Source organism: Massilia sp. TWP1-3-3 (assembly GCF_049897805.1).
Taxonomy (GTDB): Bacteria; Pseudomonadota; Gammaproteobacteria; order Burkholderiales; family Burkholderiaceae_D; genus Telluria_A.
Window position 1 is genome coordinate 48,781 of sequence record NZ_JAFCWX010000002.1, and the last position, 13,728, is coordinate 62,508.

13 protein-coding genes and 1 riboswitch are annotated in these 13,728 nt (G+C 64.2%); of the genes, 4 read left to right on the top strand and 9 right to left on the bottom strand.

Features of this window, described 5'->3' with window-relative positions; all coding sequences use genetic code 11:
• Nucleotides 1–112 precede the first annotated feature (112 nt).
• From ACP7D4_RS01935 to ACP7D4_RS01950, 4 genes are all read right to left on the bottom strand, one after another.
• Complete coding sequence (locus ACP7D4_RS01935; RefSeq protein WP_426207769.1) at nucleotides 113–1,357, bottom strand: multifunctional CCA addition/repair protein; 1,245 nt, start codon at nucleotides 1,355–1,357, stop codon at nucleotides 113–115.
• A 35-nt stretch (nucleotides 1,358–1,392) separates the two neighbouring features.
• Nucleotides 1,393–2,115: a glutathione S-transferase family protein gene (locus ACP7D4_RS01940; protein WP_426101640.1), complete on the bottom strand. Its 723-nt coding sequence runs from the start codon at nucleotides 2,113–2,115 to the stop codon at nucleotides 1,393–1,395.
• Nucleotides 2,116–2,193: 78 nt separating this feature from the next.
• On the bottom strand, nucleotides 2,194–3,156 hold the full coding sequence (locus ACP7D4_RS01945; RefSeq protein ID WP_426101642.1) for a complex I NDUFA9 subunit family protein: 963 nt from the start codon (nucleotides 3,154–3,156) through the stop codon (nucleotides 2,194–2,196).
• Nucleotides 3,157–3,199: 43 nt separating this feature from the next.
• Nucleotides 3,200–5,389, bottom strand: a complete 2,190-nt coding sequence (locus ACP7D4_RS01950; RefSeq protein ID WP_426207629.1) for a transglycosylase SLT domain-containing protein — start codon at nucleotides 5,387–5,389, stop codon at nucleotides 3,200–3,202.
• A gap of 105 nt (nucleotides 5,390–5,494) precedes the next feature.
• Here ACP7D4_RS01950 and ACP7D4_RS01955 point away from each other — a divergent pair, with 105 nt between their 5' ends.
• A complete protein-coding gene (locus ACP7D4_RS01955) occupies nucleotides 5,495–6,049 on the top strand; it encodes a 5-formyltetrahydrofolate cyclo-ligase (RefSeq protein ID WP_426101646.1) in 555 nt (184 codons plus the stop codon).
• Nucleotides 6,050–6,269: 220 nt separating this feature from the next.
• On the opposite strand, the gene metF is transcribed toward ACP7D4_RS01955, so the two are convergent.
• The 4 genes from metF to metK form a co-directional block, all read right to left on the bottom strand.
• A complete protein-coding gene (metF, locus tag ACP7D4_RS01960) occupies nucleotides 6,270–7,103 on the bottom strand; it encodes a methylenetetrahydrofolate reductase [NAD(P)H] (protein ID WP_426101648.1) in 834 nt (277 codons plus the stop codon).
• A gap of 2 nt (nucleotides 7,104–7,105) precedes the next feature.
• A complete protein-coding gene (locus ACP7D4_RS01965; RefSeq protein ID WP_426101650.1) occupies nucleotides 7,106–7,450 on the bottom strand; it encodes a phage holin family protein in 345 nt (114 codons plus the stop codon).
• 77 nt (nucleotides 7,451–7,527) lie between these two features.
• Nucleotides 7,528–8,952, bottom strand: a complete 1,425-nt coding sequence (gene ahcY / locus ACP7D4_RS01970) for an adenosylhomocysteinase (protein WP_426101652.1) — start codon at nucleotides 8,950–8,952, stop codon at nucleotides 7,528–7,530.
• A gap of 26 nt (nucleotides 8,953–8,978) precedes the next feature.
• Nucleotides 8,979–9,055: riboswitch (S-adenosyl-L-homocysteine riboswitch) on the bottom strand.
• Nucleotides 9,056–9,163: 108 nt separating this feature from the next.
• The gene (gene metK / locus ACP7D4_RS01975) at nucleotides 9,164–10,330 is read right to left on the bottom strand and encodes a methionine adenosyltransferase (protein ID WP_426101654.1); all 1,167 of its coding nucleotides are present in this window, start codon (nucleotides 10,328–10,330) and stop codon (nucleotides 9,164–9,166) included.
• Between the two features lie 218 nt (nucleotides 10,331–10,548).
• Here metK and ACP7D4_RS01980 point away from each other — a divergent pair, with 218 nt between their 5' ends.
• Genes ACP7D4_RS01980 through dapF form a run of 3 tightly spaced genes read left to right on the top strand, consistent with a single transcriptional unit; the run spans nucleotide 10,549 to nucleotide 13,149 of the window.
• Entirely contained in the window at nucleotides 10,549–11,406 is an 858-nt protein-coding gene (locus ACP7D4_RS01980; protein WP_426101656.1) for a lysophospholipid acyltransferase family protein, read from the top strand.
• Nucleotides 11,403–12,275 (top strand): lipid A biosynthesis acyltransferase, encoded by an 873-nt coding sequence (locus tag ACP7D4_RS01985; RefSeq protein WP_426101658.1) that lies wholly within the window; start codon nucleotides 11,403–11,405, stop codon nucleotides 12,273–12,275. Before ACP7D4_RS01980 ends, ACP7D4_RS01985 begins: the two co-directional genes overlap by 4 nt.
• 19 nt (nucleotides 12,276–12,294) lie before the next feature.
• Nucleotides 12,295–13,149 (top strand): diaminopimelate epimerase, encoded by an 855-nt coding sequence (gene dapF / locus ACP7D4_RS01990; RefSeq protein WP_426101660.1) that lies wholly within the window; start codon nucleotides 12,295–12,297, stop codon nucleotides 13,147–13,149.
• Between the two features lie 90 nt (nucleotides 13,150–13,239).
• On the opposite strand, the gene ACP7D4_RS01995 is transcribed toward dapF, so the two are convergent.
• Entirely contained in the window at nucleotides 13,240–13,674 is a 435-nt protein-coding gene (locus ACP7D4_RS01995) for a hypothetical protein (protein WP_426207630.1), read from the bottom strand.
• Nucleotides 13,675–13,728: the final 54 nt, after the last annotated feature.

Genomic DNA, 13,728 nt, shown 5'->3' on the forward strand with positions numbered 1-13,728 from the left:
ACAGTCAGCGCTCAGGATAGCAGCTTGCGGATTTTATTGCCGCGCGGAACAAAAATACGCCAGAGCGCGTGCACAGCGCGACAACTTGGTTGTCGTTTGTCTTATGCGCCCCTCATTGCCCGGCATCGCTCTCGCGCAGCAAGGCCTTGACCGCCGAGACGCGCGCCACGTGCACTGCCTGCGCGATATTGCCCTTGTTATCGCCGCAGCGCGCCGCCACCTCGCCGGCGTTGACTGCGCGCGCCGCGTCCAGCGCACCCTGCAGATACGGTCCGTGCGGCCAGGGCCGGGTGCGAAAGTCGTCTGCCTCGCCGCCGCGCCCGCGTGAATCGCATTCGGCCGCCAGCAGCATTTGCGCGAAGCGCTGCGGTTTGCGAAACGCGTCGCAGCGTTCGAACAGGGTGACGAGCGTATTGGCGCGCAAAACTTCGGCGCGGCTGACGTTGCCGTGCTCGCGCGCCGTCATGATGGCCAGCTCGCGGCATTCGTTGGGCACTTTCAGGCGCGCGCACAGGGCGTCGATCAGCGCCAGCCCAAGTTGTTCGTGCCCGTGGTGGCGCGGCCACGTCGCGGGAGGGGTGGCGCCCTTGCCCAGGTCGTGCATCAGCGCGGCGAAGCGCACGCACAGCTCGAAACGGCGCTCGGCGGCGTAGTCGATCACCAGCTCCATGTGGACGCCCGTGTCCACTTCCGGATGGTGCGCCGGCGGCTGCGGCACGCCCCACAGCACGTTCAGTTCGGGCATGATGCGCGCCAGCGCGCCGCAGTCGCGCAGCACGGTCAGCATGCGCGACGGTTGCTGCTCCATCAGGCCGCGCGCCACTTCCTGCCACACGCGTTCGGGCACCAGCGCGTCGACTTCGCCCTGCTCGACCATCTTGCGCATCAAAGCATTGGTCTCGGGCGCGACCGAAAAATCGGGGAAGCGCGCGGCAAAGCGCGCCAGGCGCAAGATGCGCACCGGGTCTTCGAGAAAGGCGTCCGAGACGTGGCGAAACACCTTGTCGGCGATATCGCGCTGGCCGCCGAAGGGGTCGACGATGCTGCCGTCGGCCCCGCGCGCCATGGCATTGATGGTCAGGTCGCGCCGCACCAGGTCGTCCTCGAGCTTGACGTCGGGCGAAGTGTGGAACACAAAGCCGCGGTAGCCGGGCGCGGTCTTGCGCTCGGTGCGCGCCAGCGCGTATTCTTCCTGCGTTTCGGGATGCAAAAAGACGGGAAAGTCCTTGCCTACCGGGCGAAAGCCCTGCGCCAGCATATCCTCGGGCGTGGCGCCCACCACCACCCAGTCGCGGTCCTGGACCGGCATGCCGAGCAGCGCATCACGCACCGCGCCGCCCACGATGTAGGACTTCATCATGTCATCTCACTTCACCTTGCCTGACCTTGGCGTCACGGCTTGCCGCGGATTTCGTCGTCGTGCCGGGGCGCCGTTTCGGTTTCGGCCAGCGCTTCGCTGACCCAGCGCGCCACGGCGGGATGGGCCTGCATGCGGTCGCAGTAAGCCTGCAGCGCGGGCGCGAGCGCCACGCCGTAGGTGCGAAAACGCATCACGACCGGCGCGAAAAACGCGTCCGCGATCGAAAAGTCGCCGAACAGGAACTGGTGGTGGCCAAAGCGCGACAGGCACTCTTCCCAGATCTCGCTGATGCGCCCGATGTCGCCCTGCGCGTCCGGCGTGCGCCCGCGCCCGGGCAGGTGCATGCGGATGTTCATCGACATGGCGCTGCGCAGGCCCGTAAAGCCGGAGTGCATTTCGGCCGTGACCGAGCGCGCCAACGCGCGCGCGGCCACGTCCTGCGGCCACATGTGCTTTTCCTGGAACTGCTCGGCCAGGTATTCGCAGATGGCCAGGCTGTCCCAGACCGTGATGTCGCCGGCGATCAGCACCGGCACCCGGCCGGCCGCCGAATATTCGGCGATGCGGCTGGAGGTGTCGGGCTGGTCGAGCAGCAGGCGCACTTCGTGGAAGGGGATGCCGAAAGCCGTCATGGCCACCCACGGCCGCATCGACCAGGATGAATAGTTCTTGTTGCCGATGACGAGGGTCAGGCCGGATTTTTTGGCGTCGTCGAGCGTCTGGGTCAGGGTGGGGTCAAGTTGGGTTGTTTGCATGTGTGATCGGTCAGTCGCGAAGATGGTTTGCAAATGATAACGCGCGACGTAGCCTGCCTTCCAACGCAGGCTGCTTATTCACCTCCCGGCGCGGGTGCGGAAGTCATCGAAGCGCTCCGCCGAGAACAAGTAACGCGGCGCGATCGCCTCAAGTGGCGTTAGTTTAATCCCTAAAGCGGCGGCAGTGGTGGCTTGAATAGCCGGATCGACAACATTATCCACCTTCATGGAGTCCAGATTGTCGCGGCTGATCATCGGCTCGCTAGAGAGCAGTTCGAAAAACGCGGCCTGGCAGCGGGCCAGCGCGTCGGGAATGCCGAACACGGGCCGCTCGTGGTGCGCGTATTTTCCGGCCAGGCGCACCAGGTCGGCCAGCGCATAAATCTGCGGGCCGCCCAGCTCGTAGACCTGATGGCGCGTGCGCGGCTCCAACAAGGCATTGGCGAACGCCTGCGCAACGTCGCCCACATACACCGGCTGGAAGTCGGTCTCGGCACCGGCCAGCGGCACAAAAGGCAAAAAGCGCTGCAAGCGCGCGAAGGTGGTGAGGAACTGGTCGCCTTCGCCAAACACCACCGACGGGCGGAAGATGGTGGCGGCCACCGCCGGCTCGGCGCGCGCGGCGACTTCGCCGTCCGCCTTGGAGCGCAGGTACATCGACGGGCCGTCCACGGCCGCGCCTAGGGCGCTCATGTGCAGGTAGCGCGGCACGCCTTGCGCGGCGCAGGCGGCCACGATGCGGCGCGGCAGCACCACGTGGGCGCGCTTGAAGTCGTCCCCGTAGGGCGTGCCGCGGCGCGAATGCAGCAGGCCCACCAGGTTGATGGCCGCATCCTTGCCCTGCAACAGGCGGCGCAGCGCGGCGTCGTCGCCGATGTTCACTTCGACCACTTCAACGCGCGGCAAAAAAATCAGGTGCTTGGCGCGTTCAAGGCGCCGGGTCGGCACGATCACGCGCGCGCCCAACTGCGACAGAAGCGCCACCAGGTGGGTGCCGATAAAACCGGAACCCCCGAAAACCACCACCGTCAGCATGTCCATTTTTTTCCAAAAAAGTTAGGTGAGATAAGTTAGGGGAAATAAGTTAGGGGAGATCGGCGCCCTGGGCGCCGCGTGGCGCAATGGTCCCGAGCCGCGCCTTGAGCGACTGCGGCTTGTTGTCGAACAGGGCGGCGTAATTGGTCGCATTGGCCATCACGTTCTTGACGTAGACGCGCGTTTCGAGAAACGGAATCGACTCGGCCCAGATGGCGCCTTCCATTGGCGCCTCGAGCGAGGCGCGCCAGGTGCGCATGCGCCCCGGGCCCGCGTTGTAAGCGGCGGTGGCCAGCGGCTGCGAGCCGCCCGCGTTTTCAAGCACCATGTTCAGGTAGTTCGAGCCCAGAACCAGGTTGGTGCGCAGGTCGGTCAGCTTGTCCTTGGCAAAATCGAGCCCGATCTTGCGGGCGACGAATTGCGCGGTGGCCGGCATCACCTGCATCAGCCCCGATGCGCCCACGCTGGAGCGGGCATCCATGACAAAGCGCGACTCCTGGCGGATCAGGCCATAGACCCAGGCCTTGTCCAGGCCCAGCTGGCGCGTGGTGGGGCTGAGGATGTCGCTGTGCGGCGCCGGAAAGCGCTGCGTGTAGTCGAACTGGGTGCGGGTGCGCTCGGAGGTGTAGACCATGCGGTCGAGCACATCGTTGCGGCGCGCGAATTCGGCCGCGGCCAGCAGCTCGCGCTCGGTGAACTTGCGCGCTTCCCAGTTCCACTCGCGCATGCCTTCGGCGCGCATGCGCAGGCTGAAAAACTTCAGTGCGCGCTTGAGCGCCGGATTGGCCGCCATGGGCGCGATTTCGTCGGCGGTGAGCGGCGCGCCCGGTGGCGGGATGGTGATCAGCTGGCCCAGTTCTTCCAGCGCCAGCTGGCCGTAGAAATTGTGCTGGTCGGCGATGCCGCGGTACATCGCGGTGGCGTTGGCAGTAGCGCTCTCATTGCGCGCGGCGCCGCCTTCGGCCTGCAGCGCGCGCGCCAGCCAGTACGTCCAGGCCGGCTGCGCGCTGAGAAAGCCGGGCATCGCTTCAATGCTGGCCTTGACCGCTTTCCAGTCCAGGCGGCGCAGGGCGATGCGGGTTTTCCACTGCATCTGTTCGAGCGTGAGGGGGGCTGCGGCGCTCTTGCTCCAGTAAGTGTGGGCGTCAGGATCATGCTTGAGCGAAGCCGCGTGGGCAATCACGGCCCAGCCGATGCCCTGCTCCTGGGGCGTAAAACTGGGCAGGTTTTTTTCAAAGGCGATCAGCGCCAGCTTCAGGCTGGAACGGGCCATGCGGCTGATCGCCACCAGGTAGATTTCGTGCTCGGCGCGCGTGCTGCCGATGCCGCGCGCCATGGCCAGCGCCGGGAAGTCGACCGCCTGGGCGGCGCGCGTGTCGGAGGCGCCCAGCAGCTCGGCGGCGCGCTTGGCCGGGCCGGTGGAGCCGGTTTCGCCGGCCAGGCGCAGTTGGACGAGCAAGTCGTTGGCGTCGAACTGGCCGGCCTGCGCCAGCGACACCATCAGCGCGTTGCAGGCTTCGCCGTAGGCCGGCGGCGAGGCCAAGGCGGCGCGCGCTTCGTCGGCGACTTTTTCGCCGCGCGCCACGCGCGCCATGAGCCAATAGCATTTGACCTGGACGTCGTCATTAAGCACGAACAGCGGATACTGCTGGCTGAAATTGGCCCAGTCGCGCGCGCGGCCCAGTTCCAGCAGCCAGTCGTTGCGCAGGCGGTCGGCGACTGCCGTGCCCTGGTAGCGCGCGAGAAAGGCGCGCAATTCATCGGGCGAGGCCGTGGCCAGGCGCGGCTTGAGCCGGTAGTACTCGACGTAGGACGGAATCATGTACTGCGGCAGGCGCACGGCGAGCGAATCGGCCTTGGCGGCGTCGCCGGCGCGCGCGGCCTCGCGCAGGGCGATGAAGGTGTCGTCGTCGGCGCGGTTGTCGGGGAGCTGGGCCGCCGCCAGCTCAGCTTGCGCCCTGACGATGGCGAGCGCGTGTACCTCGGCCCGTGCCCTGTCAAAGCTTGGCGGGGCGGCCGGCGGCGCCGCATTGACGGCAGGCCCATGCGTTGGCCCTGCCGGCGCCGCAGCGCGCGGCTGAAGCGGCGCCTGGAGCTGGACCGGCGCGGCGGTGGGCGCAGTGGTGGCAGGGACTGTCGCAGGGACCGTTGCAGGCGCCGCCGGCGGCACTTGCGCCGAAGCTGGCATGATGGAGGCTGCGGCGAGCGTCGCGCCGGTGATCAGTTTCGGCAAATACATCAGTGTCCAACTCTCTATTTATGCATCATTAAAACCATGACAGGCGAACCAAGAATACCATGCGACGAGACGGCGCCACTGTCGCTCAGCGTACACAAAACAACAATGGAAACATTGGGCGACAAGGCAGCGCTGCGCAAGTCGCTCGCGCAGCTGCGCGCCGGCGTCCCGGCGCCGCAAAGGGCGCTGTGGGACGCTGCCATCGGCGCGCGCGTGCTGGCCTGGTGGGGTGCGGCCCAAGCAGGCCGGGCCGGGCCGTTCGGCGTCTACTGGCCGTTGCGCGGCGAACCGGACTTGTCGGGTGCGTACGCCGACCTGGCCGCCGCCGGCGTGCGCCTGGCGCTGCCCGTGGTGCTGGCGCGCGACGCGGCGCTCGGCTTTGCCGAGTGGACGCCGGGCGAAGCCATGGTCAAGGACCGGATGGGGGTGGCGGTGCCAGCGCAGCTGCGCATGGTGCCGCGTCCGCCGGTGCTGCTCATTCCCTGCCTGGGCTTTAATGGGCAAGGCTACCGGCTCGGCTACGGCGGCGGGTTTTACGACCGCACGCTGGAGGCGCCGCCGCGTCCGCAAACGGTGGGCGTGGCATATGCCTGCCTGCGGGCCGAGTTTGCGGGTGCGCCGCATGATGTTGCGCTGGATATGATCATTACTGAAGGCTAGTTGCAAGCCAACGTCCTCGCCAATGAACGTATTGCAGAACCTTTGTGGGGCTGCGCACAATCCCCGTCACACTGTCGTGGCTCGGCGGCCGGGGGGAAAAGGGCCGGGCCCTGGGTTCCACCATAGGTCTCGACGGCGCTTGTCGGGATGCGGCCTTCGGCCTTTCCCGACCTACGCGGTTATCAACACTTTTATGACAACCTGATGCTGCCTGCTCCAGCTAGGTTTTGACCAGCCGCTGCCACAGCGCGGTGGTAGCCGCCGCCTGGTTCATGCTGTAAAAGTGCAATCCGGGCGCGCCCCCGGCCAACAAGCGCTCGCACAGCTGGCTAACCACATCAAGGCCAAAGGCCTTGATGGAAACGCTGTCGTCGCCGAAACTGGCCAGTTTCAGGCGCACCCAGCGTGGAATCTCGGCGCCGCACATGTCGGAAAAACGCATCAGCTGCGTGTAGTTCGTGATCGGCATGATGCCCGCCACGACCGGCACGTCGATGCCCAGTTTAGTAACCTGGTCCATGAAGGCGAAATACGCATCGGCATTGTAGAAATACTGAGTGATGGCCGCGTTCGCGCCCGCCTTGACCTTGCGCTCGAAGGCAAGCAGATCGTCTTGCGGCGAGCGCGCTTGGGGATGCACCTCGGGATAGGCCGCAACCTCGATATGGAACCAGTCGCCGGTTTCGGCGCGGATGAATTCCACCAGTTCGCTGGCGTAGCGCAGCTCGCTGCCGCCGCCATAACCGCTGGGCAAGTCGCCGCGCAAGGCCACCAGGCGCTTGATGCCGTGCCCCTTGAATTGGTGCAAGATGGCCCGAATCGATTCGCGCGAACCGCCCACGCACGACAGGTGCGGCGCCGCCTCGTGGCCCTCGCTCATGATGTCGAGCACGGTATCGAGCGTGCCCTGCTGGGTGCTGCCGCCCGCGCCGAAGGTCACCGAGAAATACTTCGGCTCGAGCTGCGCCAGCTTGGCGCGCGCGATGCGCAGCTTGTCGGCGCCTTCCGGGGTCTTGGGCGGATAGAATTCGATACTGAAATTATTACTGGCCATGGTCAGTCTTTGTTCAACAGCAGTGCGGACAAGGCCCACGAAATAATGCTGTAAATAATGGAAGCGATGAAGGCGGAGACAAAGCCGTCGACGTGGATGCCGTCAACGAACGATGCAACGGCCCAGAACAGCAAGGCATTGATCACCAGGATGAACAAGCCAAGCGTGAGGACGGTGACGGGCAAGGTCAGCAGCACCAGAATGGGCTTGATCAGGGTATTGACGATGGCCAGCACGATGGCCGCGACGATGGCGGTACCGAAATTGTTGACATGCACGGAGCTCATCAGAAATGGCAGGGCAAACAGCGCTGCAGCGTTGATCAAGAGGGTAAAGAGTAAGTTCATGGTGGCTGGCCTGTTCTTGTAAGTGTGGGTCGATAAAAAAACGGCCCGGGTCTTGGAAGACCAGGGCCGCTTTCGCATCAATAGCGGTAGTGGTCGGGCTTGTAAGGGCCTTCTTTGTTGACCGTGATGTAGGCGGCCTGTTCGTCGGTGAGGACGGTCAGCTGGGCGTTGAGCTTTTTGAGCTGCAGGCGCGCGACTTTCTCGTCCAGGTGCTTGGGCAGCACGTACACGCCGACCGGGTACTTCTCGATGTGCGAGAACAGTTCGATCTGGGCGATCGTCTGGTTCGCGAACGAGGAGCTCATCACGTACGACGGGTGACCCGTGCCGCAGCCCAGGTTCACCAGGCGGCCTTCGGCCAGCAAGATGATGCGCTTGCCGCTAGGGAAAATCACATGGTCGACTTGCGGCTTGATATTGTCCCACTCATATTTCTTGAGCGAAGCGACATCGATTTCATTGTCGAAGTGGCCGATGTTGCAAACGATGGCCTGGTCTTTCATGGCCAGCATGTGCTGCTCGGTCAGGATGTGATAGTTGCCGGTGCAGGTGACGAAAATGTCGCCGTGTTCGGCCGCGTAATCCATGGTCACGACGCGATAGCCTTCCATGGCCGCCTGCAGTGCGCAGATCGGATCGATTTCCGTGACCCAGACCTGGGCCGACAAGGCGCGCATGGCCTGGGCCGAGCCCTTGCCCACGTCGCCATAGCCGGCGATGACGGCCACTTTGCCGGCGATCATGACGTCGGTGGCGCGCTTGATGCCGTCGACCAGCGATTCGCGGCAACCGTACAGGTTGTCGAATTTCGACTTGGTCACGGAATCGTTGACATTAATTGCCGGGAAGGCCAGCTTGCCATCCTTGTGCATCTGGTACAGGCGGTGCACGCCGGTGGTGGTTTCCTCGGTCACGCCCAGGATCTGGGGCAAGCGCTTGGAATACCAGGTGGCATCCTTGGCCAGGTGCGCCTTGATCGAATTGAACAGGCAGATTTCCTCTTCCGAGCCCGGACTGTTGAGCACGGAGATGTCGGTTTCCGCGCGCGTGCCCAGGTGCAGCAGCAGCGTGGCGTCGCCGCCGTCGTCGAGAATCATGTTCGAGTAGACCGGCTGGCCGTTCTCGCTTGGCCACTCGAAAATGCGGTGGGTGTAGTCCCAGTATTGCTCGAGCGTTTCGCCCTTGACGGCGAACACCGGAGTGCCGGCGGCGGCAATGGCTGCTGCTGCGTGGTCCTGGGTCGAGTAGATATTGCACGACGCCCAGCGCACGCGCGCGCCGAGTGCTTCCAGGGTCTGGATCAACACGGCGGTCTGGATGGTCATGTGCAGCGAACCGGTGATGCGCGCGCCCTTCAAGGGCTGGGCGGCGGCGAATTCCTCGCGGATGGCCATCAGGCCGGGCATTTCGGTTTCAGCGATCTTGATTTCCTTGTCGCCCCAGGCGGCCAGGGAGATATCGGCGATCAGATAGTCTTGCAGAGGTTTGAGTACGGCGTTCATCACGCCCTCCTTTCAGTTAGAAAAAAGTAACGTGAGCGCAGTTGCGGATGAATTTCCGAGCCTGGCGAAAAAATGTATTTTCGTCGCAACGCTCCTCGGAACTGACAACTATACCAGCTTCCCGCAACAGTTGCACCAACCCCGACAAAAACCGGGGTCAGACCACATTTAACAGTGGTCTGACCCCGGTTCATAGGAAACTACTTGCTTGTTACGACAGGCCAGCTTCGGCGCGCAGCAGCGCGACCTTGTCGGTGCGCTCCCAGGTGAACTCGGGCTCTTCGCGGCCGAAGTGGCCGTAGGCCGCAGTCTTTTGGTATATCGGACGCAGCAGGTCGAGCATCTGGACGATGCCTTTCGGACGCAAATCGAAATGCTCCATGACCAAGGCGGCGATCTTGTCGTCGGAGATGACGCCCGTGCCTTCCGTGTAGACGGTAATGTTGATCGGCTTGGCCACGCCGATCGCATAGCTCACCTGTACCTGGCACTGGCGCGCAAGGCCGGCGGCGACGATGTTCTTGGCCACGTAGCGGGCCGCGTAGGCGGCCGAACGGTCCACTTTGGACGGGTCCTTGCCCGAAAATGCACCGCCGCCGTGCGGCGCCGCGCCGCCGTAGGTGTCGACGATGATCTTGCGCCCGGTCAGGCCGCAGTCGCCCTGCGGGCCGCCAATGACGAAGCGCCCGGTCGGGTTGACCAGGTAGCGCGTGCCCTTGAGCCACTCGTGCGGCAGTACTTTCTTGATGATTTCTTCAATCACCGCTTCTTCAATCTGGGCATGCGACACTTCCGGCGCGTGCTGTGTCGAGAGCACCACAGTGTCGACGCCAACCGGGCGCCCGTCCACATAGCGCAGCGTAACTTGCGACTTGGCGTCCGGACGCAGCCACGGCAGGCGCCCATCCTTGCGCAGCTGCGACTGGCGCTCGACCAGCCGGTGCGCGTAGTGGATGGCGGCGGGCATCAGCTCGGCCGTCTCGTCGCAGGCATAGCCGAACATCAAGCCCTGGTCGCCCGCGCCTTGGTCAAGGTCGATGCCGGCGCCTTCGTCCACGCCCTGGGCAATGTCGGGCGACTGCTTGTCGTAGCACACCATCACGGCGCAGCCGCGGTAGTCGATGCCGTATTCCGTGTTGTCGTAACCGATGCGCTTGATGGTTTCGCGCGCTACTTGAATGTAGTCGACGTTGGCGTGGGTCGTGATTTCGCCCGCCAGCACCACCAGGCCGGTGTTGCACAGCGTTTCGGCGGCCACGCGGGCGGTCGGGTCTTGCGTGAGGATGGCGTCGAGGATGGCGTCGGAAATCTGGTCCGCGACTTTGTCGGGGTGGCCTTCAGAGACGGATTCGGACGTAAAAAGGTAATCGTTGGACATGCAATGCTCCTGTTACTGGTCAGATTGAAGTCGCAGTAACCGGGTTGCCTGCGACGCTTTAGCGACATTTATATTCCGCTTCGCAAGTTGTCTATTAACTCGGCGGATCCTGCATACGTGGTATTTTACGCTCCTTGAGAAATTTTGGTTAGGCAAGTGACGAATTTGCCCGCCACTACTTTCTCGCCTGTTCCCGACCATTCGACACCTGATTGTTTATGCTAGTACTCCTGTTCCGCTTGTTGTCAAAGCTGCCCTTGCGCGCCCTCCATGCTCTTGGCGCCGCGCTCGGCTGGTTGGTGTACCTGGCCTCGCCGTCCTACCGCAAGCGCCTGCGCAGCAACCTGGAAGGCGCCGGCTTCGGCCTCCACCTGCACAGCGCGATTGCCGAATCGGGCAAGGCGATCGTGGAGCTGCCGTTCGTCTGGTGCGCCGACCCGCAGCGGGTGGCGCGCTATGCCACCGACGAGAACTGGGAGCATGTCCAGTCGGTCTTGGACAGCGGGCGCGGCATCGTGTTCCTGACCCCGCACCTGGGCTGCTTTGAAATCACGGCCCAGCAAATTGCACTGCGCACCCCGCTCACCGTCATGTACCGCCCGCCTAAAAAGGCTGCCTTGAAGCCGCTGATTGAAGGCGCACGGGCGCGCCACAACCTGCACCTGGCGCCGGCCACGCTGGCCGGGGTGCGCATTCTGGCCAAGTGCCTGCGCCGCGGCGAACCGGTGGGCGTGCTGCCGGACCAGGTGCCGCAGGAAGGCGAAGGCGTATGGGCACCTTACTTTGGCCGCAGCGCCTACACGATGACGCTGCCGGCCAAGCTGGCCCAGTTAGGTCACGCCGCCGTGATCCTGGTCTACGCCGAGCGCCTCCCCCGCGGCGAAGGTTTCACGGTGCGCTTTGTGCCGTTCGACGGCCAGCTCGAAGGCAGCGGCGCCGAGCAAGCCGCCATCATCAACCGCGCCATGGAACAATTGATCGCGCGCTGCCCGGCCCAGTATTTCTGGAGCTACAACCGCTACAAGCAGCCGGACGGCGTGGACGGCCCGCAGGACGCGCCACAGGTGAACGCGTGAGGCTGCTGCTTGGCCTGATGTGGCTGCTGCACTGGTTGCCCCTGCCGGTGCTGGGCCGCTTTGGCGCGGGCATCGGCAGCCTGCTCTTCATGCTGCTCAAGAAACGGCGCCACATTGCGCTGACCAATTTGCGCCTGTGCATGCCTGAACTGTCGGAACAAGCGCGCGTGAATCTGGCGCGCCAGCATTTCCAGTCCTATTCGCGCAGCGTGTGGGAGCGCGCCATTTTGTGGTGGGCGCCCGAAGCGCGCCTGCGCCGCCTGATCCGCATCGAGCCGGGCGTGCCGCTGGCGCAGCTGCAGGCCGGCCCCGTCATTTTGCTGTGTCCGCATTTCGTCTCGCTCGACGTGGCGGGCGTGGCGGTGATGCTCGAATCGAGCCTGTGCTCGATTTATGTGGCGCAAAAAAACAAGGCCTTTGACGACGTGCTGCGCCAGGGCCGCTCGCGCTTTCGTCCGGTGCAACTGTTTTCGCGCAAGGAAGGCGTCAAGCCGATTATCCGGGCCATGCGCGAGCACTTGCCCTACTTTATGCTGCCCGATATGGACTTCGGCGCCAAAGATGCCGAATTCGTGCCGTTTTTTGGTATCCCCGCCGCCACGCTGACCGCGCCCGGACGCATCGCGGCGGCCACCGGCGCTGCCGTCATTCCCGTAGTGGCCACCTTCTTGCCTGGTTACGCCGGCTGGAAAGTGACGTTTTACCCGGCCTGGGACGACTTCCCGGGCGAGGACATGGTCGCCTCGGCACGCCGCATGAATGCCTTTATCGAGGAGCGGGTGCGCGAAGCGCCGGCAGAATATTTCTGGACCCACAAGCGCTTCAAGACGCGCCCGCCCGGCGAGCCGTCGCCTTATATCCGTTCGTAAATCTCGCTATACTTAGCGGATGAACCTTAAATTTACCAAGATGCACGGCGCCGGCAATGACTTCATCGTCATCGACGCCATCAGCCAGCAGATCGATTTTTCTCCGGCCCAGTGGAAGTTGTTGGGCGACCGCCGTTTCGGCATCGGCGCCGACCAGATTTTGGTGGTGCAAAAGGCGGACAGCGCCGACTGCGATTTCCGCTACCGCATTTTCAACCAGGATGGCGGCGAAGTCGAACAGTGCGGCAATGGCTCGCGCGCGTTCGTCAAGTTCGTCACCGACAAGGGATTGACGACCAAGTCGGCCATCCGGGTCCAGACCATGAAGGGCATCATTACCCCGCGCATCGAGGCCGATGGGGCGATCACCGTCGAGATGGGTTCGCCCCATTTCGCTCCCGCCGATCTGCCGTTCGATGATGTCGCCATTGAAAGCCGGGCCGAGGGGATCGATACCGTGTATGCGCTGGCGCTGGCGGGCGCAGGGACGGCCTTCGTTTCGCTCGTTTCGATGGGCAATCCGCATGCGGTGCAAGTGGTGGCCGACGTCGACCTGGCGCCGGTGGAGACGGTGGGACCGCTCATCGAGCAGCATGCGCGCTTTGCGCGCAAGGTCAATGCGGGCTTCATGCAGGTAGTCGACCGCGGCCATATCAAGCTGCGCGTCTACGAGCGCGGCGCCGGCGAAACGCTGGCCTGCGGCACGGGTTCCTGCGCGGCGGTGGTGGCCGGGATCCGGCGCGGCCTGCTCGATTCGCCCGTGCGCGTCACTGCCCGTGGGGGAGAATTGGCGGTGGCCTGGGCCGGCGGCGATGCAGCCGTGTTCCTGAGCGGGCCGGCGGTGACGGTGTTTGAAGGCGAAATCACGATCTAGCCGGGCCTGAGCTTTTCCAATCGCTGGCAGTACCCCGCCCCAAGCGGGTGTTAGCGCAAAGGCAATGCCGGCGGCAGGGGCTGGCAAGCATTACGGCCGCGCACACAGCTCGTAGCGCTGGTCGCCGCCACGCTCGTCGGGCGAGATGGTTTGCACGATATTTTTTCCCGCAGCTGCCGGTTTGACGCAGAACTTCGCCACGTAGGCGATCATGCTCGAGTCATCAGTGCGGGCATTGACCATGACGTAGTACACCCGATAGGGCATCAGCGGTTTAAAAGTACGCTGGATGCTGGCCGTTGGCGCCTCGCCATAGCGCACGCATGCAGTCGGGCGCAGCTGCAAACGTGATGCAGGATCGGCAGCCGTGAAGTGCCACAGCTCGGCCGGCAATGTGTTCCAGTCCCCCGTCTGAATTTCAGTAACGGCAATACCGCGCAGCGGCAGCCCTTGCCTGGTTTCGTCATTGACCGGAATGGAGAAGCACGGAACGCCGTTCGACTCCGTCACCACGGCCGAGCCCATGCGTGACGTGGCCATTGATGACGTGCAGCCCGCGCTCAGCGCGGCCACTGCCAG

Bases quoted from the DNA above. Each gene is read 5' to 3' on its own strand.
- ACP7D4_RS01935 (WP_426207769.1), bottom strand. From the start codon at position 1,357: ATGAAGTCCTACATCGTGGGCGGCGCGGTGCGTGATGCGCTGCTCGGC.
- ACP7D4_RS01940 (WP_426101640.1), bottom strand. From the start codon at position 2,115: ATGCAAACAACCCAACTTGACCCCACCCTGACCCAGACGCTCGACGAC.
- ACP7D4_RS01945 (WP_426101642.1), bottom strand. From the start codon at position 3,156: ATGGACATGCTGACGGTGGTGGTTTTCGGGGGTTCCGGTTTTATCGGC.
- ACP7D4_RS01950 (WP_426207629.1), bottom strand. From the start codon at position 5,389: ATGTATTTGCCGAAACTGATCACCGGCGCGACGCTCGCCGCAGCCTCC.
- ACP7D4_RS01955 (WP_426101646.1), top strand. From the start codon at position 5,495: ATGGAAACATTGGGCGACAAGGCAGCGCTGCGCAAGTCGCTCGCGCAG.
- metF (WP_426101648.1), bottom strand. From the start codon at position 7,103: ATGGCCAGTAATAATTTCAGTATCGAATTCTATCCGCCCAAGACCCCG.
- ACP7D4_RS01965 (WP_426101650.1), bottom strand. From the start codon at position 7,450: ATGAACTTACTCTTTACCCTCTTGATCAACGCTGCAGCGCTGTTTGCC.
- ahcY (WP_426101652.1), bottom strand. From the start codon at position 8,952: ATGAACGCCGTACTCAAACCTCTGCAAGACTATCTGATCGCCGATATC.
- metK (WP_426101654.1), bottom strand. From the start codon at position 10,330: ATGTCCAACGATTACCTTTTTACGTCCGAATCCGTCTCTGAAGGCCAC.
- ACP7D4_RS01980 (WP_426101656.1), top strand. From the start codon at position 10,549: ATGCTAGTACTCCTGTTCCGCTTGTTGTCAAAGCTGCCCTTGCGCGCC.
- dapF (WP_426101660.1), top strand. From the start codon at position 12,295: ATGAACCTTAAATTTACCAAGATGCACGGCGCCGGCAATGACTTCATC.
- ACP7D4_RS01995 (WP_426207630.1), bottom strand. From the start codon at position 13,674: ATGGGCTCGGCCGTGGTGACGGAGTCGAACGGCGTTCCGTGCTTCTCC.